25 protein-coding genes are annotated in these 23848 nt (G+C 60.4%); 13 read left to right on the top strand and 12 right to left on the bottom strand.

The window, feature by feature from the left end; all coding sequences use genetic code 11:
- Positions 1 to 8 precede the first annotated feature (8 nt).
- Positions 9 to 2318, top strand: coding sequence for a hybrid sensor histidine kinase/response regulator (locus CIB54_RS15690; protein ID WP_101220248.1), 2310 nt, complete (start codon positions 9 to 11; stop codon positions 2316 to 2318).
- Positions 2319 to 2334: 16 nt separating this feature from the next.
- On the opposite strand, the gene CIB54_RS15695 is transcribed toward CIB54_RS15690, so the two are convergent.
- Complete coding sequence (locus CIB54_RS15695; protein WP_065949172.1) at positions 2335 to 2820, bottom strand: glutathione peroxidase; 486 nt, start codon at positions 2818 to 2820, stop codon at positions 2335 to 2337.
- Positions 2821 to 3019: 199 nt separating this feature from the next.
- Entirely contained in the window at positions 3020 to 3412 is a 393-nt protein-coding gene (msrB, locus tag CIB54_RS15700) for a peptide-methionine (R)-S-oxide reductase MsrB (RefSeq protein WP_065949173.1), read from the bottom strand.
- 201 nt (positions 3413 to 3613) lie between these two features.
- On the opposite strand from msrB, the gene CIB54_RS15705 reads away from it, so the two are divergent.
- Both CIB54_RS15705 and htpX read left to right on the top strand, forming a co-directional pair.
- Positions 3614 to 4825: a pyridoxal phosphate-dependent aminotransferase gene (locus tag CIB54_RS15705; RefSeq protein ID WP_065885153.1), complete on the top strand. Its 1212-nt coding sequence runs from the start codon at positions 3614 to 3616 to the stop codon at positions 4823 to 4825.
- A 304-nt stretch (positions 4826 to 5129) separates the two neighbouring features.
- The gene (gene htpX, locus CIB54_RS15710; RefSeq protein ID WP_065885152.1) at positions 5130 to 6017 is read left to right on the top strand and encodes a protease HtpX; all 888 of its coding nucleotides are present in this window, start codon (positions 5130 to 5132) and stop codon (positions 6015 to 6017) included.
- A 56-nt stretch (positions 6018 to 6073) separates the two neighbouring features.
- Here htpX and CIB54_RS15715 read toward each other — a convergent pair whose 3' ends face one another.
- Positions 6074 to 6730, bottom strand: coding sequence for a thiopurine S-methyltransferase (locus tag CIB54_RS15715; protein WP_101220229.1), 657 nt, complete (start codon positions 6728 to 6730; stop codon positions 6074 to 6076).
- 103 nt (positions 6731 to 6833) lie between these two features.
- Between CIB54_RS15715 and CIB54_RS15720 the strand changes: the two genes are divergently transcribed.
- Positions 6834 to 7601 carry a DODA-type extradiol aromatic ring-opening family dioxygenase gene (locus CIB54_RS15720; protein ID WP_101220230.1) on the top strand — a complete coding sequence of 256 codons (768 nt, stop codon included), beginning with the start codon at positions 6834 to 6836 and terminating at the stop codon, positions 7599 to 7601.
- Between the two features lie 107 nt (positions 7602 to 7708).
- Here the strand turns inward: CIB54_RS15720 and CIB54_RS15725 are convergent, their stop codons facing one another.
- A complete protein-coding gene (locus CIB54_RS15725) occupies positions 7709 to 9382 on the bottom strand; it encodes a DEAD/DEAH box helicase (protein WP_065885148.1) in 1674 nt (557 codons plus the stop codon).
- Between the two features lie 422 nt (positions 9383 to 9804).
- Here CIB54_RS15725 and CIB54_RS15735 point away from each other — a divergent pair, with 422 nt between their 5' ends.
- The gene (locus tag CIB54_RS15735) at positions 9805 to 10596 is read left to right on the top strand and encodes a crotonase/enoyl-CoA hydratase family protein (RefSeq protein ID WP_065949177.1); all 792 of its coding nucleotides are present in this window, start codon (positions 9805 to 9807) and stop codon (positions 10594 to 10596) included.
- A gap of 112 nt (positions 10597 to 10708) precedes the next feature.
- Here the strand turns inward: CIB54_RS15735 and CIB54_RS15740 are convergent, their stop codons facing one another.
- Complete coding sequence (locus CIB54_RS15740) at positions 10709 to 11464, bottom strand: spermidine synthase (protein WP_101220231.1); 756 nt, start codon at positions 11462 to 11464, stop codon at positions 10709 to 10711.
- Between the two features lie 123 nt (positions 11465 to 11587).
- On the opposite strand from CIB54_RS15740, the gene CIB54_RS15745 reads away from it, so the two are divergent.
- Positions 11588 to 12934 carry a class II 3-deoxy-7-phosphoheptulonate synthase gene (locus CIB54_RS15745; protein WP_065949179.1) on the top strand — a complete coding sequence of 449 codons (1347 nt, stop codon included), beginning with the start codon at positions 11588 to 11590 and terminating at the stop codon, positions 12932 to 12934.
- 96 nt (positions 12935 to 13030) lie between these two features.
- On the opposite strand, the gene CIB54_RS15750 is transcribed toward CIB54_RS15745, so the two are convergent.
- Both CIB54_RS15750 and CIB54_RS15755 read right to left on the bottom strand, forming a co-directional pair.
- Entirely contained in the window at positions 13031 to 14260 is a 1230-nt protein-coding gene (locus CIB54_RS15750; RefSeq protein WP_101220232.1) for a winged helix-turn-helix domain-containing protein, read from the bottom strand.
- 44 nt (positions 14261 to 14304) lie between these two features.
- A complete protein-coding gene (locus CIB54_RS15755) occupies positions 14305 to 14511 on the bottom strand; it encodes a DUF1127 domain-containing protein (RefSeq protein ID WP_065949181.1) in 207 nt (68 codons plus the stop codon).
- A gap of 97 nt (positions 14512 to 14608) precedes the next feature.
- Here CIB54_RS15755 and CIB54_RS15760 point away from each other — a divergent pair, with 97 nt between their 5' ends.
- Positions 14609 to 15463: a LysR family transcriptional regulator gene (locus tag CIB54_RS15760; protein ID WP_065949182.1), complete on the top strand. Its 855-nt coding sequence runs from the start codon at positions 14609 to 14611 to the stop codon at positions 15461 to 15463.
- On the opposite strand, the gene CIB54_RS15765 is transcribed toward CIB54_RS15760, so the two are convergent.
- Positions 15453 to 16202, bottom strand: a complete 750-nt coding sequence (locus CIB54_RS15765; protein ID WP_065949183.1) for a sulfite exporter TauE/SafE family protein — start codon at positions 16200 to 16202, stop codon at positions 15453 to 15455. The genes CIB54_RS15760 and CIB54_RS15765 overlap by 11 nt on opposite strands.
- 109 nt (positions 16203 to 16311) lie before the next feature.
- Here CIB54_RS15765 and CIB54_RS15770 point away from each other — a divergent pair, with 109 nt between their 5' ends.
- The 4 genes from CIB54_RS15770 to CIB54_RS15785 all read left to right on the top strand — a co-directional run bounded on the left by CIB54_RS15770 (position 16312) and on the right by CIB54_RS15785 (position 19433).
- Positions 16312 to 17262 carry a LysR family transcriptional regulator gene (locus CIB54_RS15770; protein WP_101220233.1) on the top strand — a complete coding sequence of 317 codons (951 nt, stop codon included), beginning with the start codon at positions 16312 to 16314 and terminating at the stop codon, positions 17260 to 17262.
- Positions 17263 to 17339: 77 nt separating this feature from the next.
- Entirely contained in the window at positions 17340 to 17792 is a 453-nt protein-coding gene (locus tag CIB54_RS15775) for a MarR family winged helix-turn-helix transcriptional regulator (protein WP_065949185.1), read from the top strand.
- Positions 17793 to 17969: 177 nt separating this feature from the next.
- The gene (locus CIB54_RS15780; RefSeq protein ID WP_065949186.1) at positions 17970 to 18389 is read left to right on the top strand and encodes an organic hydroperoxide resistance protein; all 420 of its coding nucleotides are present in this window, start codon (positions 17970 to 17972) and stop codon (positions 18387 to 18389) included.
- A 27-nt stretch (positions 18390 to 18416) separates the two neighbouring features.
- Positions 18417 to 19433 carry an alpha/beta hydrolase gene (locus tag CIB54_RS15785; protein WP_065949187.1) on the top strand — a complete coding sequence of 339 codons (1017 nt, stop codon included), beginning with the start codon at positions 18417 to 18419 and terminating at the stop codon, positions 19431 to 19433.
- 65 nt (positions 19434 to 19498) lie between these two features.
- Here the strand turns inward: CIB54_RS15785 and CIB54_RS15790 are convergent, their stop codons facing one another.
- Positions 19499 to 20071 (bottom strand): elongation factor P, encoded by a 573-nt coding sequence (locus CIB54_RS15790; protein ID WP_065872731.1) that lies wholly within the window; start codon positions 20069 to 20071, stop codon positions 19499 to 19501.
- Positions 20072 to 20120: 49 nt separating this feature from the next.
- Positions 20121 to 21254 (bottom strand): elongation factor P maturation arginine rhamnosyltransferase EarP, encoded by a 1134-nt coding sequence (gene earP, locus CIB54_RS15795; protein WP_101220234.1) that lies wholly within the window; start codon positions 21252 to 21254, stop codon positions 20121 to 20123.
- 132 nt (positions 21255 to 21386) lie between these two features.
- Between earP and CIB54_RS15800 the strand changes: the two genes are divergently transcribed.
- Together CIB54_RS15800 and CIB54_RS15805 are read left to right on the top strand one after the other, a co-directional pair.
- Complete coding sequence (locus tag CIB54_RS15800) at positions 21387 to 21755, top strand: hypothetical protein (RefSeq protein WP_101220235.1); 369 nt, start codon at positions 21387 to 21389, stop codon at positions 21753 to 21755.
- A gap of 5 nt (positions 21756 to 21760) precedes the next feature.
- The gene (locus tag CIB54_RS15805) at positions 21761 to 22243 is read left to right on the top strand and encodes a GreA/GreB family elongation factor (RefSeq protein WP_101220249.1); all 483 of its coding nucleotides are present in this window, start codon (positions 21761 to 21763) and stop codon (positions 22241 to 22243) included.
- Positions 22244 to 22249: 6 nt separating this feature from the next.
- Here CIB54_RS15805 and cysB read toward each other — a convergent pair whose 3' ends face one another.
- Both cysB and CIB54_RS15815 read right to left on the bottom strand, forming a co-directional pair.
- Positions 22250 to 23224 (bottom strand): HTH-type transcriptional regulator CysB, encoded by a 975-nt coding sequence (gene cysB, locus CIB54_RS15810; RefSeq protein WP_017849520.1) that lies wholly within the window; start codon positions 23222 to 23224, stop codon positions 22250 to 22252.
- 96 nt (positions 23225 to 23320) lie between these two features.
- A complete protein-coding gene (locus CIB54_RS15815) occupies positions 23321 to 23827 on the bottom strand; it encodes a universal stress protein (RefSeq protein WP_065949190.1) in 507 nt (168 codons plus the stop codon).
- Positions 23828 to 23848 lie beyond the last annotated feature (21 nt).

Below are 23848 nucleotides of genomic sequence, written 5' to 3' on the forward strand. Positions count from 1 at the left end.
AACACTCGATGGATATCAAGTTCGCCCACCGCTTGTCTTATAAACAAGCCAGATTGACTGTGCTGGTCGGTTTCGTCTTGGGAACCTTGCTCAGTCTTATCCAAATCGGCATTGATTATGCCAGCGAAGACGCATCCATCAACCGTGAAATACGCTCGCTGATCGAAATCAGCCACAACCCCGCATCGCGCATCGCCTATAACATCGATGCCGAACTCGCCCAGGAACTGACCCTGGGCCTGCTGCATTCCCCTGCCATTGTTCACGCCCAGTTGATCGATAACAACGGCGTGGTGCTGGCCGACGTGGACCGGCCGCGCAAGGAAGGCCATTATCGGCCCGTCAGCGATTTTCTGTTTGGCGCCAACCGTCAATTCGAAGACCGTCTGTACCTCAGCCACATGCCCAACGAATCCCTCGGCGTGCTGCGCCTTGATGTAGACACCTACGCGTTCGGCAGCCGCTTCCTGCGCCGCGCCGAGGTCACGCTGCTCAACGGCTTTATCCGCAGCCTGCTGCTGACCGGGATCCTGCTGGGCCTGTTCTACGTCATGCTCACCCAACCGCTGGTGCGCATTATTCGAGCGTTGAGCACACGCAGACAGGCGCGCCTGGACTGCCCGCCGGGGCATGAGCATGACGAAATCGGCGTGCTGGTCACCGTTGCCAACCAGCAGTTCGAAAACATGGAGACCGAGATTCAGCAGCGTCGCCATGCCGAGGATCGTCTCACCCAATACCTGGGCCAGCTCGAAGACATCGTTTCTGCGCGCACCCTCGAACTCAAGACCAGCAACCAACGCTTGAGCCAGTTCAATGATGAACTGGAGGCGGCCAGATTGACCGCACTGGAAATGGCCCAGGCGCGGGCGGCGTTCCTGGCCAATATGAGCCATGAAATCCGCACCCCGCTCAATGGCCTGCTGGGCATGATTGCCCTGTCGCTGGACAGCACGCTCAACGCCGAGCAGCGCCAGCAACTGTCCATCGCCCACGACTCCGGCAAAGTCCTGGTGGAATTGCTCAACGATATCCTCGACCTGTCCAAGTTCGACGCGGGTCAACTGGAGCTTGAGCGTATCCCGTTCGACCTCGGCTCACTGGTGGAAGATACCGCCAACCTGTTGTCGCAAAACGCCGCGCCCAGTGTGGAACTGACCTGCCTGATCGACCCGCTGTTTCCTGCCCAGGTGATTGGCGACTCGACGCGGGTACGGCAAATCGTCAGTAACCTGCTGTCCAATGCCTTGAAGTTCACCCGTTTCGGCCGCGTGGATGTGCGCCTGAGCCAACACGGCGATGGAGTACGCATCGAGGTCTGCGATACCGGCATCGGCATTGCGCAGGACGCGCAGGTCAAGATTTTCCAGCCGTTTACCCAGGCCGGCGCCGGTATCACGCGCCAGTTTGGCGGCACGGGCCTGGGGCTCGCATTGACCCATAACCTGTGCGAGGCCATGCAGGGCCGCTTGAGCATCAGTTCGGAGGTCGGCTTCGGCAGCCAGTTCTGCGTCGACCTCCCGCTGCCCACCCACTTGCCGGCGATGGCTCAAGTGCCATTGGCGGGGGATGTGATCGTCATTACCAACCAAAGCAGTGGCCTGGGAGAGTTGCTCACCACGCTGCTGCCCCACTGGGGGTTGACGCCGCGTTGTTATTCCATGGAAGACGACCTGAGCGGCCAGCATCCCGACCTGTTGATCACCGATTGCCCGGAGTGCCTGTTCCGCCTGCGGCCGGGCATCACCGCGCCGATCCTGGTAGTGACGGCCTACGGCAACTTCATGCCTGGCGAGGAAGTCGCGACCCTGGCACCGCTGCAACAGCAAGCCCGCCCGTTGAGCCGTAACGCGCTGTATCAGATCCTGCAGCGTAATTTGCACAGCGACACGCAACTGATCCCGGACCCGGTCCGAATCGACGTCACATCCCTCAGCCATCGCGCGCGCATCCTGCTGGTGGAGGACAACCCGGTCAATCAACTGGTGGCCAAAGGCATGCTCGGCAAGCTCGGCTGCGAGGTCATTGTGGCCGCCCATGGTGGCGAAGCCCTCAAATGTCTTGAGGACCAGCGTTTCGATATGGTGTTGATGGACTGCAACATGCCCGTGATGAACGGCTACGAAGCGAGCCGGCAGATTCGCCAGAGCGGTCGCTGGCCAGACCTGCCGATCGTTGCCTTGACCGCCAACGCCCTGTCCGAGGAACGAGAGCGTTGCCGTGCGGCGGGGATGAATGATTACCTGGCCAAGCCGTTTCGCCGGGAGGAACTCAAGGCCCTGCTGGACCTGTGGGTGCCTGAGACGACAAACCTCTGACGTGGGCCGGCATCGGTCATTTGAGCAGCGCTTCGATCTCCTGGCTCAGATCCTGAGGCTTGGTGGTTGGTGCAAAACGCTTGACCTGCCTGCCATCACGCCCGATGAGGAACTTGGTGAAATTCCACTTGATATGCTTCGAACCCAGCAGCCCCGGTGCCTGCTTTTTCAGCTGCACGAACAGCGGGTGGGCGTCGCTGCCGTTGACGTCGATCTTTTTGAACAAAGGAAAACTGACGCCGAAGTTCAGCTCGCAGAACTCGGCTATCGCGCCTTCATTGCCCGGCTCCTGCTTGCCGAACTGATTGCACGGAAAACCCAGCACCACCAGGCCCTGGTCCTTGTATTGCTGCCAGAGTTGTTCCAAGCCCTTGTACTGCGGGGTGAAACCACATTTGCTGGCGGTGTTGACCACCAGGATGGCCTTGCCGGCAAAATCGGCCAAGGTCTTTTGCTCACCCTTGATCGTGGTGCAAGGGATGCTCAGCAGGTTGTCGCTCATGGCAGTGACTCTGGCAAAGGGGAAGCAGAAAGATAGTACGCAATTGAATTGTGTACAAACTAATAAGCCGGAATGATGACGTGCCATAAACCCAGGATTCCATGTGGGAGCGGGCTTGCCCCCGATAGCGGCGTGTCAGCCCATACACAGGTTGATTGACACACCGCCCCTCCCACATGTTGGCCAAACACGTGCTTTCTCAGCGCGGCACCAGATCCAGGCAAACGGAGTTGATGCAGTAACGCAGGCCGGTTGGCGGCGGGCCGTCCGGGAACACATGCCCCAGGTGTGCATCGCATTTGGCGCAGGTGACTTCGGTGCGGATCATACCGTGGCTGACATCGCGGATCTCGACCATGGCACTGTCGGCAATCGGCTCGTAGAAGCTGGGCCAGCCGCAGCCTGAATCGAACTTGGCGGTGGAATCGAACAGCGGCTCATTGCAGCAAATGCAGTGATACACACCGTCGGTCTTGGTTTCGTTGTACTTGCCGCTGAAAGGTCGCTCCGTGCCCTTGAGACGGCACACGTTGTACTGCTCCGGATCGAGCATGGCTTTCCATTCTTCAACGGTTTTCTGCAGCTTTTCCATGGGTACACCTCGGCAACTGAAAAACCCTGATCTGTGTCTTTTCCGTGGATCAGGCGGCACGTATGATTGCGCCTCTTCAAAACGCCAGTCTGGCACCCGCGCCACCGGCATTCAAACGTATTTAAGGTGCGGGCCGCGCAGGATTCACAGTACGGTAGTGCCCACGCCGTCTGGATCGTTCATTTTCAGGATCACATCGCCATGCAGGTCAGCAAATCGAACAAGCTCGCCAACGTCTGCTACGACATTCGCGGCCCGGTGCTCAAGCACGCCAAACGCCTGGAAGAGGAAGGCCACCGCATCCTCAAGTTGAACATCGGCAATCCGGCGCCCTTTGGTTTCGAAGCGCCCGACGAAATCCTCCAGGACGTGATCCGCAACCTGCCCACGGCCCAGGGCTACAGCGACTCCAAAGGCCTGTTCAGCGCACGCAAGGCGGTGATGCAGTATTACCAGCAGAAGCAGGTAGAAGGCGTAGGGATTGAAGACATCTACCTGGGCAATGGCGTGTCCGAGCTGATCGTGATGTCGCTGCAGGCCCTGCTCAACAACGGCGACGAAGTGCTGGTACCCGCACCGGACTACCCGTTGTGGACCGCCGCCGTGACCCTGGCCGGTGGCCACCCGGTGCATTACCTCTGCGACGAAGGTGCCGACTGGTTCCCTGACCTGGCCGATATCAAGGCCAAGATCACCCCGAACACAAAGGCCCTGGTGATCATCAACCCGAACAACCCCACCGGCGCCGTGTATTCCAGGGAAGTGCTGCTGGGCATGCTTGAACTGGCGCGCCAACACAACCTCGTGGTGTTCTCCGACGAGATCTACGACAAGATCCTCTACGATGACGCCGTCCACGTGTGCACCGCCTCCCTGGCACCCGACCTGCTGTGCCTGACCTTCAACGGTTTGTCCAAGTCCTACCGTGTGGCGGGCTTCCGCTCCGGCTGGATCGCCATTTCCGGGCCCAAGCACAACGCCCAGAGCTATATCGAAGGCATCGATATGCTGGCCAACATGCGCCTGTGCGCCAACGTGCCGAGCCAGCACGCGATCCAGACCGCCCTCGGCGGCTACCAGAGCATCAACGACCTGGTCCTGCCTCAGGGTCGCCTGCTGGAGCAACGTAACCGTACCTGGGAGCTGCTCAACGCAATCCCGGGCGTCAGTTGCGTGAAGCCCATGGGGGCGTTGTACGCTTTCCCGCGGATTGACCCGAAAGTCTGCCCGATCCTCAACGACGAAAAATTCGTGCTCGACCTGCTGCTGTCGGAAAAGCTGCTGGTAGTCCAAGGCACCGCGTTCAACTGGCCGTGGCCAGACCACTTCCGCGTGGTGACGTTACCGCGCGTGGATGAACTGGATATGGCCATCGGTCGCATCGGCAACTTCCTGAAGTCCTATCGCCAGTAAGGGAAATGCGGCAGTACGACCTTCATTTGGTCGTACAGCGATTATCTGGCAACACTTCTTTGGCAAGGCGGGGCTCGGACCGAACGATGGCGTCGCGCCAGCCGCCCTGCCCCAGTGTTAACGGGCTGTACGACCCGCTTGGCGGCTAATCGACAGGGGATTCGTTGTGGGAAAATCCCTTCAAGGCGCTACATTTTCGCTGTAGGACACAGTTTGAAATAGTCGCTCGGTTGAATCACCCCAGGCCGCACCTTATATACCCCGCAGTAAGCGACATATTAAGCATGAGGAGAATTCTACAACCATGATGCGCATCCTGCTGTTCTTGGCCACTAACCTGGCAGTCGTACTGATTGCCAGCGTCACCCTGAGCCTTTTTGGCTTCAATGGGTTCATGGCGGCCAACGGGGTTGATCTGAACCTCAATCAGCTGCTGATTTTCTGTGCGGTCTTTGGTTTTGCCGGTTCGCTGTTCTCGCTGTTCATCTCCAAGTGGATGGCGAAAATGAGCACCAGTACCCAGATCATCACTCAACCACGCACCCGCCATGAACAATGGCTGATGCAAACCGTGGAGCAGTTGTCTCAAGAAGCAGGCATCAAAATGCCCGAGGTGGGGATCTTCCCTGCCTATGAGGCCAACGCCTTCGCCACCGGCTGGAACAAGAACGACGCACTGGTCGCCGTCAGCCAGGGCCTGCTGGAGCGTTTCTCGCCGGACGAAGTCAAAGCGGTGCTTGCACACGAGATCGGCCACGTGGCCAACGGCGACATGGTCACCCTCGCACTGGTACAGGGCGTGGTGAACACCTTCGTGATGTTCTTTGCACGGATCATCGGCAACTTCGTCGACAAGGTGATCTTCAAGAACGAAGAAGGTCGCGGTATCGCCTACTTCGTGGCAACCATCTTCGCCGAGCTGGTGCTGGGCTTCCTGGCAAGCGCCATCGTGATGTGGTTCTCGCGTAAACGTGAGTTCCGCGCAGACGAAGCCGGCGCACGCCTGGCGGGCACCAGCGCGATGATCGGCGCACTGCAGCGCCTGCGCTCCGAACAAGGTCTGCCGGTGCATATGCCGGACAGCCTGACCGCCTTCGGTATCAACGGCGGCATCAAGCAAGGCCTGGCGCGCATGTTCATGAGCCACCCACCGCTGGAAGAGCGGATTGACGCCTTGCGTCGTCGCGGCTGACAGCATCGGGAAAGACAAAAGGGGCGATTGAATCGCCCCTTTTTTGTGGGCGCGATTCAGGCCTTGGTCAACCGGTAAACTCGCTCGTCAAGGCGGGTGACACCTTCCTGAACAAACTTCCAGCTTTCGCCGAGAATGTCCTTTTCTTCGAGCCTGTCCAATGCCCAATGCCCACCCAGCAACACGCGCACTTCTTCATCGCTGACCGCAAAGGGCGGGCCGGCCTTTTGCACCTGGTCGTAATCGAGCGTAACCAACAGGCCCTTGGCGCCACGGCCCAGCAAAGCATTGAGGCGCTCGGCGTATTGGGCTCGCATCAACGGCGGCAACGCGATCAACGCTGCGCGGTCATACAGGCCGCTGCAATCAGCAACTGCCTGCGCATCGAGGTCGAAGATATCGCCACACCACACTTCGATCAGGCTCGTCTGGTACACCTTGAAGTCGCCCCGTCTGCTGATCTGCGGCGCCAACCCCTGCTCGTTGAAAAACGTCTCAACCGCCTGCTCGGACAGTTCCACCCCCATCACGTGGTAGCCCTGACTGGCCAGCCATACCAGATCAAGGCTTTTGCCACACAACGGAACCAGCACCTTGGCCCCGTCCGCCAACCCTAACTGCGGCCAATGCCGCTGCAGATAGGGGTTAACCTCGGGCAAATGAAAGCCGATCTGGTTGCGTGCCCAACGCTCCTGCCAAAACTTGGGTTCCATGGATAACTCCGAAAATTCGATCAAAAAGCGTTAAAACTTATATTAGATTTTGATCGATGAACTGATTGAAGATGGGCCTATGTTAACGCCCAGGACCCGTCTTATGCTCCCCAGCCTGTTTATCTCCCACGGTTCACCCATGCTCGCCCTGCAACCCGGCGCGAGCGGCCCGGCGTTGCAACGCCTGGCGGCCGAGCTGCCCCGCCCACAGGCGATCGTGGTGGTATCGGCGCATTGGGAAAGCCAGGAGTTGCTGGTCAGCGGCGGCAGCGCACCCCAGACCTGGCATGACTTTGGGGGTTTCCCCCGCGAGCTGTTTGCCGTGCAGTATCCCGCGCCGGGCGAGCCACGGCTGGCCGCTGAAATCGTCGAACTGCTGCATGCCGATGGCCTAAGTGCGCACATCGATGAGCGCCGCCCATTCGACCATGGCACCTGGGTGCCCCTGTCACTGATGTACCCGGCGGCGGATATCCCGGTGGTGCAAGTGTCGCTGCCCAGCCGCATGGGCCCGGCCCTGCAGAGCCGGGTCGGGCAGGCGCTCGCCGGCCTGCGCGAGCAAGGTGTGTTGTTGATCGGCTCCGGCAGTATCACCCATAACCTGGGAGAGTTGGATTGGCGCGCAGGGCCTGAGACCATCACGCCATGGGCGCTGGAGTTTCGCAACTGGGTCGTCGACAAGCTGGCGGCCAATGACGACGCAGCCTTGCATGACTATCGCCGCCAGGCGCCACACGCCGTGCGCAGCCATCCCAGCGATGAGCACTTGCTGCCGCTGTACTTCGCGCGGGGGGTGGGCGGAGATTTCATCGTGGCGCATCAGGGCTTCACACTGGGTGCGCTTGGAATGGATATCTATCGTTTTGGCTGACGCAGTCCCTCTCACCAGAACCGAGTGCCGGCCATAAATCCCAGGCAAAAAAAATCCCCGAACCAGTCGGGGATTTTTTATGTGCGATCAATCAGCCTGGAGGCGGATCAATCTTCGCGATAGCGACGCAGCTTCAACTGCTTACCGGCAACACGAGTGTCTTTCAACTTGGCCAGCAGTTTTTCCAGACCGTCTTCCGGCAGCTCCACCAGGGAGAAGCTGTCACGCACCTGGATGCGACCGATGGCTTCACGCGCCAGGCCACCCTCGTTGAGGATAGCGCCCAGCAGGTTCTTGGCCGCGATACCGTCACGCGCGCCCAGCGCGGTACGGCAACGAGCACGACCTTCGGCCAATGGAACCGGAGCACGACGCTCACGATCGCCACGGTCCGGACGGTCGCCGGTACGCTCTGGACGATCACCGCGTGGCGCGTTGTTCGGCACCAGTGGGCGCTCCTTCTCGATGGCCGCCAGGGTCAGGGCTTGACCGTTGGTGGCTTTGCGCAGCAACGCCGCAGCCAGGGCACGCGGGGTGCAACCGATATCGGCGGTCAGGCGGTCAAGCAGGTCGCCGTGGGTCGATTCAGCGTCAGCCACCAAGGGTGCCAGGCTGTTGGTCAATTTCTTGATGCGAGCATCGAGAACAGCTTGGGCATCCGGCAGGCGCACTTCGGCAACTTTCTGCCCGGTTACACGCTCGATCACTTGCAGCATGCGGCGCTCACGTGGCGTCACCAGCAGCAGTGCACGACCTTCGCGACCGGCACGGCCGGTACGGCCGATACGGTGAACGTAGGATTCAGGATCGTACGGCATGTCAACGTTGAACACGTGGGTGATACGTGGAACGTCGAGACCACGGGCAGCAACGTCGGTCGCCACAACGATGTCCAGGCGGCCATCCTTGAGGGAGTCGATGACGCGCTCACGCTGGTTCTGGGCGATGTCACCGTTCAGCGCAGCGGCCTTGTAGCCTTTGGCTTCCAGGGCGCTGGCCAGGTCCAGGGTCGCTTGCTTGGTGCGCACGAACATGATCAGGGCGTCGAAGTCTTCGACTTCCAGCAGGCTCAATACAGCCGAGGTCTTCTGGTCAGCGTGAACCAACAGGTGAGCCTGTTCGATCGCGGTAACGGTCTGGGTCTTGGTCTGGATCTTGACGTGTTGCGGATCGCGCAGATGGCGTTCGGCAATGGCACGGATCGACTGCGGCAGGGTGGCCGAGAACAGCACGGTCTGACGGGTCGGTGGCAGTGCCTTGAAGATGACTTCCAGGTCGTCCATGAAGCCCAGCTTCAACATTTCGTCGGCTTCGTCCAGAACCAGGTGGTTCACGGTCGACAGGACTTTCTCGTCACGACGCAGGTGGTCGCACAGACGGCCCGGGGTGGCGACAACGATCTGTGCGCCGTTACGGATGGCTTTCAGTTGTGGGCCCATGGGCGCGCCGCCGTAAACGGCCACAACGGTTACACCTGGCATTTGCTTGGCGTAGGTTTCGAAAGCGGTTGCTACTTGCAGCGCCAACTCACGGGTTGGCGCCAGGATCAGGGCTTGCGGCTCGCGCTTGGCAGGATCGATGCAGTGCAGGATAGGCAGGGCGAACGCGGCGGTTTTACCGGTACCGGTTTGCGCCTGGCCAATCATGTCCTGGCCGGCCATGATGATCGGGATCGATTGCTGCTGAATAGCCGAAGGTTCTTCGTAGCCAGTCGCGATGACAGCGGCGAGAATGTTCGGATTAAGATTAAAAGCGGCGAAGCCGCCGGTTTCCTGGGTCATGGGTCTGCCTCTAAGTGCATCCGCAAAGACCCATGCTCCAAAGCTGCGCATGCCGTGTTGAGACTCAAGAGTCGCCCTGGCTGCTTTGTCGGCGGGGATTTGCGAAAACGAATGAATGAAAAAGATTCGTCAAGGGAGAGTCCGCTGTGCGGACGTGCAGCCGAAGCTGACTTCGGGGAATTGCGCTACCTAAACGCGGCCCGGTTAAAGGCCGGCGCGCACTATACCGGAAATAGCTGAAAAAGGGAGCTTTTTTTATCGCAAAGCACTGAGAAACCGTGCTGTGTCACAGCCTTTGCAGATAAGTGCGCCAGGGTCTATTTTTCAAAAGCCCGGCCCTGTTGGTCATCACGCTTAAACGGTTCACCTGCCCAGACCGGTCCTTTGGTCTGAAACCTTACCCGCGCCCGAGGGCACACCCGATGAATCAAGCCAGCACCAGCCGCGTCAGCCGTGAACTCCAGGGTCATGTCCTGCTGTTGGGGCTGGATCGAGTGGCCAAGCGCAATGCTTTCGACCTGGACCTGCTTAATGAACTGAGCATGGCCTATGGCGATTTTGATCGAAACGATGACGCGCGGGTTGCCGTGGTATTTGCCCATGGCGACCACTTCACCGCCGGGCTCGACCTGGCCAATGTCAGCGGCGTAATGGCCGGGGGCTGGCAACCGCCCCTGGGCGGCTGCGATCCCTGGGGCGTGTTCGCAGGCCCCAGGGTCAATAAGCCGGTGATCGTTGCCGTCCACGGCTACTGCCTGACCATTGGCATCGAACTGATGCTGGCAGCGGATATCAACCTTTGCGCCAGTAACACTCGCTTCGCGCAGATGGAAGTGCAGCGTGGGATATTTCCGTTCGGCGGCGCGACGTTACGCTTTCATCAGATCGCCGGCTGGGGCAACGCGATGCGCTGGTTGCTGACCGGCGATGAATTTGACGCCCATGAAGCCCTGCGCCTGGGCCTGGTGCAGGAAGTGATGGCCAGCGAAGACTTGCTGCCGCGCGCCATCGAGTTGGCCAATCGCATCGCACGCCAGGCTCCGCTTGGGGTGCAGGCAACGCTGATGTCGGCGCGATTGGCACGCAAGGAAGGTGAGACCGTGGCGGCGGCCGCACTGCCGCCGATGGTGGATAAATTGCTCAACAGCGAGGATGCCAAGGAAGGCGTGCGGGCGATGATCGAGAAGCGGCCGGGGGTGTTCAAGGGTATTTGAATGTAGACAGGGATGACCTCATCGGGGGCAAGCCCCCTCCCACACTTGAATGTATTCACAAACCAAAAAATGTGGGAGGGGGCTTGCCCCCGACGGCGCCAGAGCAGACGACTTAAGTCGCCGGCCGAATCGCCTTGATCAACGCCTGCAACGAATACCCCAAGCGCGGCGCCAAGGCTTCGGCACGAACCACCAGCGCATCCAGGTCCAGTTCCTGATCCAGCTCCGAAGGCACCAGCAGAATCACGTTGCCCTCCTTCACCGGCAGTTCCCAGTAATGCCGGTGATACAACCCGCGCAACAATGCCGCGCCCAGCGGCTTGCCGTCATCGGTGGCCCACTGGTTGATCACCAGCCAGCCGCCGGGGTTGAGCTTCTTCTGGCAGTTTTCGAGGAACGTCCAGGCCAGGTGGCCGACGCCCGGCCCCACATCGGTGTACAGGTCGACGAAGATCAGATCGGCCGGTTCGGCGCTATCGAGCAATTGCAGGGCATCGCCGATGCGAATATACAGGCGCGGATCATCGTCCAGTCCCAAATACTCCATCGCCAGGCGCGGTACGTCGGGGCGCAGCTCGATGGCTTCAACATCGTCAAGCGTCAGGAACTTGAGGCATGCCTGGGTCAGCGTGCCGGCGCCCAGGCCGAGGAACAGCGCACTTTCCGGCTGCTGATGGCACAACGCCCCGATCAACATGGCGCGGGTGTAGTCGTACTCCAGCCAGCTCGGGTCGGCGGTAAACACGCAACTTTGCTCAATGGCGTCGCCAAATTCGAGAAAACGGTAATCGGCCACTTCCAGCACACGGATCATGCCGAAATCATCATGGACTTCGGCCAGCAGGCGCTCGACACGCTCCTCGCTCATCACTACTCCTAACGGGTTGCTGTACAGCAAAGTGCGCGATTGTCAGCCAGTGAAGCCAGCAGGTCACGCACTAATTGCTGCTAACATTGACGTCCGAACCTCAACCTACCCAACGAGTGCATGATGAGCCAACCCTGGAGTCCCGACAGCTGGCGTGCCCTGCCGATCCAGCAACAACCCCGTTATCCGGATGCCGCACACCTGCTGCAAGTGGAGCAGAGCCTGGCCAGTTACCCGCCGCTGGTGTTTGCCGGGGAAGCCCGCGAATTGCGGCGTCAGTTTGCCGAAGTGACCCAGGGTCGCGCCTTCCTGCTGCAAGGCGGGGACTGCGCCGAGAGCTTTGCCGAGTTCTCCGCCGCGAAAATCCGTGACACCTTCAAAGTGCTGCTGCAGATGGCGATTGTCATGACCTTCGCCGCTGGCTGCCCGGTGGTCAAAGTCGGGCGCATGGCCGGCCAGTTCGCCAAGCCGCGCTCGTCCAACGATGAAACCATTGACGGCATCACCCTGCCCGCCTACCGCGGCGATATCGTCAATGGCATCGGCTTCGACGAAAAGAGCCGCGTACCGGACCCGGACCGCCTGCTGCAGAGCTACCACCAGTCCACCGCCACCTTCAACCTGCTGCGCGCTTTTGCCCAGGGTGGCTTCGCCGATCTGCACCAGGTGCACCAGTGGAACCTGGACTTTATTGCCAACTCCGCGTTGGCCGAGAAGTACAGCCAACTGGCCGACCGCATCGACGAAACCCTGGCCTTCATGCGCGCCTGCGGCATGGACGATTCGCCGCAACTGCGCGAGACCAGCTTCTTCACCGCTCATGAAGCGTTGCTGCTCAACTATGAGGAAGCCTTCGTACGTCGTGACAGCCTGACCAACGACTACTACGCTTGCTCGGCCCATATGCTCTGGATTGGCGACCGTACCCGTCAGTTGGATGGCGCCCATGTCGAGTTTCTGCGCGGGGTGAACAACCCGATCGGGGTCAAGGTCGGCCCGAGCATGAACCCGGACGACCTGATCCGTCTGATCGACATTCTCAACCCGGACAACGACCCTGGCCGCTTGAACCTGATCGCGCGCATGGGTGCCAATAAAGTTGGCGACCACCTGCCAGGGCTGATTCGCGCCGTGCAGCGCGAAGGCAAGCAAGTGCTGTGGAGCTCCGACCCGATGCATGGCAACACCATCAAGGCCAGCAGCGGTTACAAGACCCGCGACTTCGCGCAGATCCTTGGCGAAGTGAAGGAGTTCTTCCAGGTACACCAGGCTGAAGGCAGCTATGCCGGCGGCATTCATATCGAGATGACCGGGCAGAACGTCACCGAATGCATCGGTGGCGCGCGGCCGATCACCGAGGACGGTTTGTCGGACCGTTATCACACCCACTGCGACCCGCGGATGAACGCCGATCAGTCGCTGGAACTGGCGTTCCTGATTGCCGAAACCTTGAAACAGGTCAAGCGCTAGATTGTTGCCGACTGGACTGACGCCAATCGGGGGCAAGCCCCCTCCCACATGTGGAGCGTATTCCCCTGTGGGAGGGGGCTTGCCCCCGATGGCGCCCTAAAGCCCAGCATCCATCTTGAGCATTGCCAAGCGTAATCGCGCAGCACTGGCCCGCTGGCAATTGAGCTTGACCTGCTGTAGCCCCAGCCAATCGGCCATCTGCCGCAGGTTCAGCGCCAACGCCAACATGCCCGGCTCATCCAGGCCCTGCTCTTGCTCGTGCACCGCATGCACCGCCAGGCAGCCGTTGGCCCGTTCGGCGCGCAAATCAATGCGCGCAGCGATCCGCTCGTTGTGCAAAAACGGCAGGACGTAGTAGCCGTACACCCGCTTGTGTTGTGGGGTGTAAATTTCCAGCCGGTAACGGAAATCGAACAGGCGCTCGGTACGGGCACGCTCCCAGATCAACGAATCAAAGGGCGACAGCAATGCGCTGGTCGGCACGTTGCGTGGCACTTTCGGCTCGGGCAGGCAATACGCCGACTGCTTCCAGCCCTGTACCTGGCAACTCAGCAATTGGCCTTCCTCGACCAACTCGGCCAGGCGCTGGCGGCTGTCGACGGGATCGAGGCGGAAGTAATCGCGCAGGTCTTTTTCAGTGGCCACGCCCAGTGCGCTGGCGCTGTGCAACAACAAGCCGCGCAGGGCCTCGTCGTCGCTCACGAAGGTTTGAAGGATGTCGCCGGGGATCACCCGCTCCGGCAAATCGTATAGGCGTTCAAACCCTCGCCGCCCCGCCACGGTCACCAGACCGGCCGCGAACAGCCATTCCAGCGCATGTTTCTCATCACTCCAATCCCACCAGGGCCCGGCGCGTTCCTCACGGGTCGACAGACTGCCCGCACCTAATGCGCCGCGCTGTTCGACGGCCTGCAGAACGCGCTGGACAGTGTCCTGCCGCTCACGCCCGAACCGCGCCATTTGCGCGTAAATCCCCTGCCCCTGTCTGGCCCGCTCCATGCGCCAGCGCATCAAGGGGTACATCGCCATGGGCAGCAACGAGGCCTCATGCCCCCAGTATTCGAACAGCGTACGTCGCCGCCCCTGGCTCCAGGCGGCCTGTTCGAGCATCAAGGGGGAATAATTGCCCAGTCGAGAAAACAGCGGCAGGTAATGGGAACGCACCAGCGCATTCACCGAGTCGATCTGCAGCACGCCGAGACGTTCGATCAGGCGGTTGAGGTGTGCGGCTTTTATCTGCGCCGGCCGCTGGCGCCCGGAAAACCCCTGGGCCGCCAGCGCCATGCGGCGTGCCTGCTTGAGGGAAAAGGAGAGGATGGCGGGCATGGATAGCTCCTTGAATGCTCGCACCTACCCTACTGCATCCCCGGTCACTTGCGCAGCGGGTCATCCCAGAAATGCCGGTGGATCTCCTGCTCCACGTCGATACGGTTGAGCCCGATATCCTTGAGCGCATCATCACTCATGCCCGCCAGCATCCGGCGTTCGCGATGCAACGCCGGCCAACGCGAAATAATGTGAAGAAGCCCTGACAACGGCGACCGTGCCATCGCCCCATGATCTTTTTGACCTTTCATCTTCTCGCCCTCCAGTGGGGATGACGCGAGTGTGTGCCTGGGCCTATGATCAATCCAACGAATGTTTCTTATGTAACACATCTCGGAGATTGATCAATTGTCGACTTACCCGAGCATCGACACGGAAGTGCTGCGCACCTTCGTCGCCATCGCCGATCAGGGCGGCTTTACCCGAGCCGGGGAGCTGGTCAACCGCACTCAATCGGCGGTGAGCATGCAGATCAAACGCCTGGAAGAGGACGTGCTGCAACGCAAGCTGTTCGAACGCGACGGCCGTCAGGTGCGGCTGACGCCTGAGGGCCAGGTGTTGCTGGGGTATGCGCGGCGTATCCTGAAACTGCACAGCGAGGTCTTCAACACCCTGCGCGAGCCGCATATGGTGGGGTTGGTGCGCATCGGCACGCCGGACGATTACGTGATGCGCTTTCTGCCGGGCATTCTCAAGCAGTTCTCCAAGGCCTACCCGCTGATCCAGATCGAGTTGCACTGCGAGTCGTCATCGGTGCTGATGCAGCGAAGGGACCTGGCATTGACCGTCATCAGCCGCGAGCCCGGCAACGATCTCGGTGAATTCCTGCGCACTGAACGCATGGTGTGGGCCGCAGCGCCGTGTTTTTGCGTAGACGAGCACGAGGCCCTGCCGCTGGCGGTTTCCGGCGGCGACTGCCTCTACACGCAGTGGGCCCAGACCGCGCTGGATATGGCTGGACGGGATTATCGCCTGGCTTATCACAGCTCCAATGGCGCGGCGATCCTGGCGGTGGTCAGTGCCGGCCTGGCCGCGATGGTCAGCATGGAAAGCCTGGTGTCCCAAGACCTGCGCGTGCTGGGCAGCGACGAAGGCTTCCCGCCCTTGCCGTCGATGAATCTGCGCTTGCTGCGCAACCCGCAAATGACGTCGCCCATCACCGAATGCCTGGCCGAGTACATTCTCGAAGGGTTCAGACTTTAAATGTCAGCATCACCGCGCACACCGCCAGAAAACCGCAGAACAGGCCACGCAACACCCGCTCGGGCAGCGCATGAGCGACTTTCACGCCCCAACTGATACTGAGCAGGCCGCCCACCGCCAAAGGCACGCCGATCAGCCAGTCCACTTCGTGATGCCAGGCGTAAGTGACCAGGGTCACGCCGGTGCTGGGCAGCGCCAGCGCAAGGGACAAGCCTTGGGCGACCACCTGGCTGGTGCCGAAAACACTGGTAAGCACCGGCGTGGCTACCACCGCGCCCCCGACACCGAACAATCCGCCCATGGCGCCTGAGGCTGCGCCGAGTACGCCCAGCCACGGCCAGGAATAGCGCATTTGCGCCGTCGGCGGTGCGTTACGGGTGAACATGCGCAACAGATTATAGGCTGCCAGTACCACCAAAAAGACGATAAACCCGATCCGCATCGCGCCGGCATCCAGGCCTACCGCCCAGATCGAACCCAGCCAGGCAAAACTGAACCCCATCACACCCAGCGGCAAGGCATGGCGCAGCTCAATGCGGTTGCGCTGGTGATACCGCCACAGGGCCAGCATCACGTTGGGGACCACCATCACCAGCGCGGTGCCTTGAGCGATCTGCTGATCGAGCCCGAACAGCACACCCAGCACGGGGATGGCGATCAGCCCACCGCCAATGCCAAACAAGCCGCCTACTGTGCCAAGGGCCGCGCCCAATACCAGGTACATCGCTAAATCCAACACCGCTCGTTACTCCACAAACCCTGAGTCTTGCATGCTACGCAGTCGGCTATGGCGCGCAAAGGCACAGCAACGCACAATGGCTGTGCCAAACTCGCACAAGCACGGACCCATGAATCCCAATACGTTGACCGACCAACTGAGCCTGTTTCTCGATGTGCTGGAAAGCGGCAGCTTTTCCGCCGCTGCGCGCCGCCGTCCGCTGACCCCCTCGGCAGTGGCGCGGCGTATCGACAGCCTGGAAAACTCAGTCGGCAGCCGCCTGTTCCAGCGCAGCACCCATGCCGTGGTCCCCACCCCGGCCGGCCTGGCCTTCGCCGAGCGGGCGCGACGAATTGTCGGTGAATTGCAGCTGGCGCGCGCCGAAGCCGTGTCCCTGAGCCATGCGCCGGAAGGCCTGATCCGCGTGGATGCACCGGCGGCGTTCGGGCGACGGCACTTGGCGCCAGTGATTGCAGATTTCCTGCAGGTGTACCCAGGGCTGGATGTACAGCTGCATTTGATCGACAGCTTTGTCGATATGCAGGGCGCGCACCTGGGCAAGGTCGACCTGGTGCTGCGCGCCGGGCATATTGCCGACACACGTCTGATCGCCACGCCGCTGGCCAGTATTGTGCGCATTGCCTGCGCCAGCCCGGCTTACCTGAAAAGCCGAGGTATGCCAGCGCACCCGCGGGAATTGAGCGAACACGACGGCCTGGACTGGGACGGGTTGGCGCCGATGTTCGCCTGGCGCTTTGAACTGGACGGGCGCCGCGCCATCTATCGGCCTCGTCGTATCCGCATGAGTGCCAACAATGCCGAGGCCCTGCTCTCCGGCGCCCTGGCAGGGCTGGGCATTGCGCATCTGCCTACGTGGCTGGCCAGCGAATACCTGGTGCGCGGTGAACTCTTGCCACTGTTTTGTGAAAACGGCTTGCCCAGCCCGGAAACCACCGGCATCTACGCACTACGCCTGGAACAGCAACCCAATGCACGCAGCCGGTTGCTGCTGGAATACTTGAAGTCCCGTTTCAGCCCGATACCACCTTGGGATCTGGCATTGCAAAGCGGACGGGTCTGACCGTCCGCGCAGAATTATCTGGCGCATTAAAGATTTGCCCGCTAGATTCCTGTCATACCGGCTTTCGAGGCACCGCCATGAGCAAAAATCCAACTCCCTGTGAATCCTTGATGCTGGATAACCAGCTGTGTTTCGCCTTGCATTCCACCTCGCTGTTGATGACCAAGGTATACAAACCGCTCCTTCAGGCCCTCGGCCTGACCTATCCGCAGTACCTGGCCATGATGGTGTTGTGGGAAGAAGACGGTTTGACCGTGGGTGAAATCAGCAACCGCCTGCTCACCGATCCCGGCTCCCTGACGCCCCTGCTCAAGCGCCTGGAAGCCGAAGGCCGGTTGAGCCGCACCCGCAGCCGCGAAGATGAGCGGGTGGTGGTGGTGGAGCTGACCGCTGCCGGTCGGGCCCTGCAGGACAAGGCCATGGGGATTCCGCAATGCATCCTGGGGGCCAGCGGGCTGGACCTGGAGCAGTTGCGCAAGCTGCAGGCGGATTTGATTACTTTGCGCAGCAACCTGCAGAACACACTCTGAACACAGCAACGCGCTAAAAATGTGGGAGGGGCGGTGCGACCGCCCCTCCCACATTATTTTCAATCGCCTGAAAAATATTTGTGAATTTATCTTGCGCGCTAAACATTAGCGCTATACATTCGCCCCACCAACTACTTAGCGCACAAACATTTAGCGCTAAAACCAGAGGACGACACCATGCAAACGCTCTATACCGCAGTAGCCACCGCCACCGGCGGCCGTGATGGTCGCGCTGTTTCCAGTGACAACATCCTCGACGTCAAGCTCTCCACGCCCAAGGAATTGGGCGGTGCTGGCGGCCAGGCCACCAATCCTGAGCAACTGTTCGCCGCCGGCTACTCGGCCTGCTTTATCGGTGCCCTGAAATTCGTCGCCGGCCAGACCAAACGCAAAATCCCGGATGACGCTGCGATCACCGCCCACGTAGGCATCGGCCAGATCCCTGGCGGCTTCGGCCTGGACATCGACCTGCACATCAGCCTGCCAGGCCTGGCCCAGGATGATGCGCAAACGCTGGTCGACGCCGCTCACCAAGTCTGCCCGTACTCCAACGCCACTCGCGGCAACGTCGATGTGCGTCTGCACGTAACCGTCTAACCACTGCCGCCCTGATCGGAGAAGAACATGAACACATTTGCCAAAGCGCTCACCGGCAGCCTGCTCGCCCTGTCCATCAGCACGGCCTTCGCCGCCACCGGTGACGTGGAGCACACCACCCAGGGGTTCCTGGATGCACTGAACGCCGGCACCGGCAAGCCGATGGAGCAGTTGACGCCCCAGCAGGCCCGCGCGGTGCTGACCGGTGCCCAGGCCGCAGTGAAGCTGAGCCTGCCAAAGGCGGATGTGAGCCAGAAGACCATTCAGGTCGACGGCCAGCCGCTGGACCTGACCATTGTGCGTCCGGCCGGGGTCAAGGGTACGTTGCCAGTGTTCATGTTCTTCCACGGCGGTGGCTGGGTGCTGGGGGATTACCCGACCCATGAACGCCTGGTGCGGGACCTGGTGGTGGGTTCGGGGGCGGTGGCGGTCTTCGTCAACTACACCCCATCACCACAAGCGCATTACCCGGTGGCGATCAACCAAGCGTACGGCGCAACAAAGTGGGTGGCAGAGCACGGCAAGGACATCAACGTCGATGGCAAGCGCCTGGCAGTCGCAGGCAACAGTGTCGGCGGCAACATGGCCGCAGTGGTCAGCCTGATGGCCAAGGACAAGGGCACGCCGGCGATCAAGTTCCAGTTGCTGCTGTGGCCGGTGACCGATGCCAACTTCGATACGGGTTCCTACAACCAGTACGCCGAAGGGCACTTCCTCACCAGGAACATGATGAAATGGTTCTGGGACAATTACACCACTGATGCCAACCAGCGCGCCGAGATCTATGCCTCGCCACTGCGGGCCACCACCGATCAACTCAAGGGCTTGCCCCCTGCGATGGTGCAAACCGCCGGTGCCGATGTACTGCGTGACGAAGGTGAAGCCTACGCCCGCAAACTGGATCAGGCCGGTGTGCCGGTCACTGCCGTGCGCTACAACGGCATGATCCACGACTACGGTTTGCTCAACGTGGTCAGCCAGGTGCCCGCTGTACGTTCTGCCTTGCTGCAAGCGTCGGATGAACTCAAGCAACACCTGAAGTAAACACTGCACGCATAAAAAAGCCCGACACAGGGTCGGGCTTTTCCGTTCGTATCGCGGCGCAGGAATTACTTCTTGGCGCGACCTTTGTACGAACCACCTTCACGGGTGTCGATCTCGATCATGTCGTCGATTTCGATGAAGTCGGCCACTTGCAGCTCGGTACCATTGCTCAGCTTGGCAGGCTTCATTACCTTGCCGGAAGTGTCACCGCGAGCGGAACCTTCGGTGTAGGCAACTTTACGCACGATCGTGGTCGGCAGCTCTACGGAAACCAGGCGCTCTTCGAAGAAAATAGCTTCGCAGACGTCTTCCATGCCTTCTTCGATGAACGGCAGAACGGCTTCGATATCTTCAGCGTTCAGCTCGTACATGGTGTAGTCGGTGGTGTCCATGAACGTGTAGGTGTCGCCGCTGATGAAGGACAGGGTCGCTTCCTTGCGGTCGAGGATCACGTCGTCCAGTTTGTCATCGGCGCTGTAGACGATCTCGGTCTTGTAACCGGTCAGCAGGTTTTTCAGCTTGGTCTTCATGATGGCGCTGTTACGACCGGACTTGGTGAACTCAGCTTTCTGAACCAGCCAAGGGTCGTTTTCGAGACGGATCACTGTACCGGGTTTCAGTTCTTTACCAGTTTTCATTGCATATATCCGAAATTTGGATGGGATTTACAAAAATCAAGGTGGCGTATCATATCCAACTTTCATAAAACTGTACCAGCGCCGTCGCAAGATCGGCCTGCAAGGCCTGTTCCAGACACCAGGTTTGCGCATGCCTGTTGAGTTCCGGCCAGTGTTCCAGCAGCATTTTCCACGGCTGGGCCATATCGCCCTCGGTGTTCCAGGCTTGCCAGAGTGTAACCAGTGCGGCCTTGGCCGCCGGCGACAAGGCTGCGGTGTACAGCTCGAGGAAGGCATCGAGCTTGTCCAGGTGAATGTCTTCGTCCTGACGATAGATGTGCCACAGCAACGGGCGCCCGGCCCACTGGGCGCGCACGAACGAATCCTCGCCACGCACGGCATTCAGGTCACAGCACCACAGCAATAGGTCGTATTGAGTCTGGCGCATGAACGGCAGCACCTGCACGGTCAAGGCCCCGCGTTGATGAATCGCCCCCGCCGTCAGCCCCTCCTCGCCCAGCCAGCGTTGCACATCGCCCAGGATGCGCCCTTCCGGCACCAACAGATGAGTGGCACGGGCGTCTGTCGACAACACGTCCAGCCAACTGCCCAGCCCGGCGTTTTCGTAGGCGAACAGCGAGATCAGCCGCGCATCGGCTACCGGAAACACGCCCAGGGTCTGCAGGAATTGGCGCTGCGCATTAGCATCCTGCTCAAACGCCTGGCGCTGCTGCAGTAACCCTGCTTCACGCAACAGCCCGCCGGTGCCTGGGCGAAACCCAGGAAAAAAGAAGTACTTCTGCACCCCTTTGAACTTCACCGACGGCAGGCGGTGGCAGCCCACCACCCAGTCCTCGGCACTGAGGTAATCCAGGTTCATCCACAACGGCGTGCGCGCGCGCGCGGCCATGGCTTCCATATAGTCAGCCGGCAGTTGGCAAGCGAACGCGGCAACCACCACATCGGCCGCAGGGGTTGGCGCCCATTCGCACGGCCAGTGGCGCACATCGACGCCCTCTTGCCACTGCTGCTCCAGGCTGACATCGATCTGCGGGCACATGCGCTCGAAAGCGCGCAGGTCATCGACCCACAGGCGCACATCGCACGCATGCTCGGCTACCAATTGCCGGGCCAGTCGCCAGGTCACGCCAATGTCGCCGTAGTTGTCGACGACGCTGCAAAAAATATCCCAGCGGGCTTTCATTCCGGGCTCCAGTGCTCAAAGGCTCGATTGTCCGCATAAATGCACCGATGCAGAAGGCTTGATCACGATTATTCTGCACAGTGGCTGTGCGACAATCGCCAACTTGCCATCAATGCTAGCCAGGAGGCCCCCATGTCTGACCGTCCGATGTCGCTGTTCAAACTGTGCATCGCCATTGCCGCAGGCGTGTGGCTGGGGTTTATCGCCATCGCGCTGACCACCTGGCTGGCCTCGCGCTACCTGTTCCCGCAGAGCCTGGCGCCGGTGGCCCAGGCGGTTCAACAGTTGGGCAAACCGCCGGTTGCTGCACCGCAGCCGCCTAACCGTATGTTTGAGCAGTACCAGCAGAACCTGCAGAAGCAGGAGCAGCAACAAGCCCTGGAGCAGGCGCGAAACAATGCGCGCAACCTGTCCAACCCCAAATGCCAGTTCTGGCTGCAACAGGACCAGAACGCCCCGAATGAAAAGTCCAAAGCCAATGTCCTGCAATTCTGTGATTGAAGATCATGAATAAACACGCCGTCCTCCAGTTGGTCCTGGAAAAACTCAGCGCCGACCTCGACATCGCTCAACGCGCCGCGCAGACCGCCTACGAGACCGCGACACACGAAGAGAACATCGCGGAAAACAAGTACGACACCTTGGGGTTGGAGGCTTCTTATCTGGCGGCCGGCCAGGCCAGGCGGGTCGAAGAGATCAAGCAGTCGCTGACGCTGTGCCAGAACGTGGCGTTGCGCGCCTACGATGATCAGCGCGGGATCGAAGTCGGTACGCTGCTAGGCCTGCAAGACGAGAACGATCGCCAGCAATGGCTGTTCCTGGCGCCGGATGCGGCGGGATTGAAGGTCGATGTGGTCGGGCAACCGGTCACCGTCATCACCCCGCGCTCACCCCTGGGCAAAAGCCTGCTGGGCAAGCGTGTCGATGACGAGGTGGAGATTCTGGTGGCGGGCACCCGGCAGCATTTCACCGTGACCGAGGCCCGCTGAGCCAGTTTAGTGAACCGGCAACTCAACGCCGTCGAACAATTCTTCCAGTTCCTGCTTGTTATGGCACTGGATCGCCTTGGCCATCACTTCGCGGGTGAGGTGCGGTGCAAATTTCTCGATGAAATCGCACATGAAGCCGCGCAGGAACGTGCCACGCCGGAAACCGATCTTGGTCACGCTGGATTCGAACAGCTCGCTGGCATCGAGCACCACCAGGTCTTTATCGAGCTGAGTGTCGACTGCCATCTTGGCGACGATGCCCACGCCCAGGCCCAGGCGCACGTAAGTCTTGATCACATCGGCATCGGCTGCGGTAAACACCACTTTCGGCGTAAGGCCGCGGTGGCTGAAGGCTTCGTCAAGCTTGGAACGGCCGGTGAAACCGAAGACGTAGGTCACGATCGGGTATTCGGCCAAGGCTTCCAGGGTCAGCTTTGGCAACTTGGCCAAGGGGTGTCCCTGCGGCACCACCACGCAACGGTTCCAGCGGTAGCACGGCATCATGACCAGATCACCGAACAGCTCCAGGGCTTCGGTGGCGATAGCGAAATCGACGGTGCCATCAGCGGCCATCTCGGCGATCTGCATCGGCGAGCCCTGGTGCATGTGCAACGCCACGTCGGGGTACTGCTTGATAAAATCGCGGATCACCGGCGGCAAGGCATAGCGTGCCTGGGTGTGAGTGGTGGCGATCGACAGGGTGCCCTTCTTCTCGTTGGAGAATTCCTGGGCGATCTGCTTGATGCTCTCGACCTTGCGCAGGATCTCGCCGGCCGTGGTGATGATGCGCTCGCCCGCCGGAGTGACGCGGGTCAAGTGCTTGCCGCTGCGCGCGAATACTTCCACGCCCAGCTCGTCTTCGAGCAGGCGGATCTGCTTGCTGATACCGGGTTGCGACGTGTAGAGGCTTTGAGCGGTAGCGGAAACGTTGAGGTCGTGGTGCGCCACTTCCCAGATGTAGCGCAGTTGTTGAAGCTTCATATGAATCCCTCAAAGCAGATAGACGCCACGGGTATCAGCGACGGTATATAACTATATTAAAGGTAAGATATAGAAATCTAGAACTTTTTATCGTTTTTACCGCTCAATATCATCACTGCGCCGACGTTGCAGCGATGGCACCAGGTAAACCGGCACGCTCGCCAGCTGTAACAAGCGCGCGGCGGTACGTCCCAGCGGTGTAGCCGCTGCGCTTGCATGGCTATGACTGCCTACGATCAACAGGTCGACGGAAAGTTTATGCAGTTGGTCGAGAATCACCTCGCAGGGGTCCCCCTGGATCACCCGTACCGAACGAATCAACTTCAGGTCCTGCTCCCCTTCCCCCAGTTCCTCGCGAAAGCTGTCGAGCACTCGCTGCTCGATCGTCGCCATGACCGTGGTCAACCCCTGGCGCTGCCATTCGCTGAGGGCCTTTTCATCAAGGTAGCTCTGCAACACCGATTCAGCGAACAGCCCGATGGGCTCCACCACATGAATCACATATAAATCCGCCTTGAACGTTCGCGCCAACGCCAGGGCATGTTGCATGACATACGGTGCATACAGGCCAAGATCCGTGGCGTACAGCATCGAACGAATCATAGAACCCCCTGGGTTGCCAGG

Origin of the sequence: Pseudomonas fluorescens, assembly GCF_002837185.1 — a bacterium.
Lineage (GTDB): Bacteria > Pseudomonadota > Gammaproteobacteria > Pseudomonadales > Pseudomonadaceae > Aquipseudomonas > Aquipseudomonas fluorescens_AM.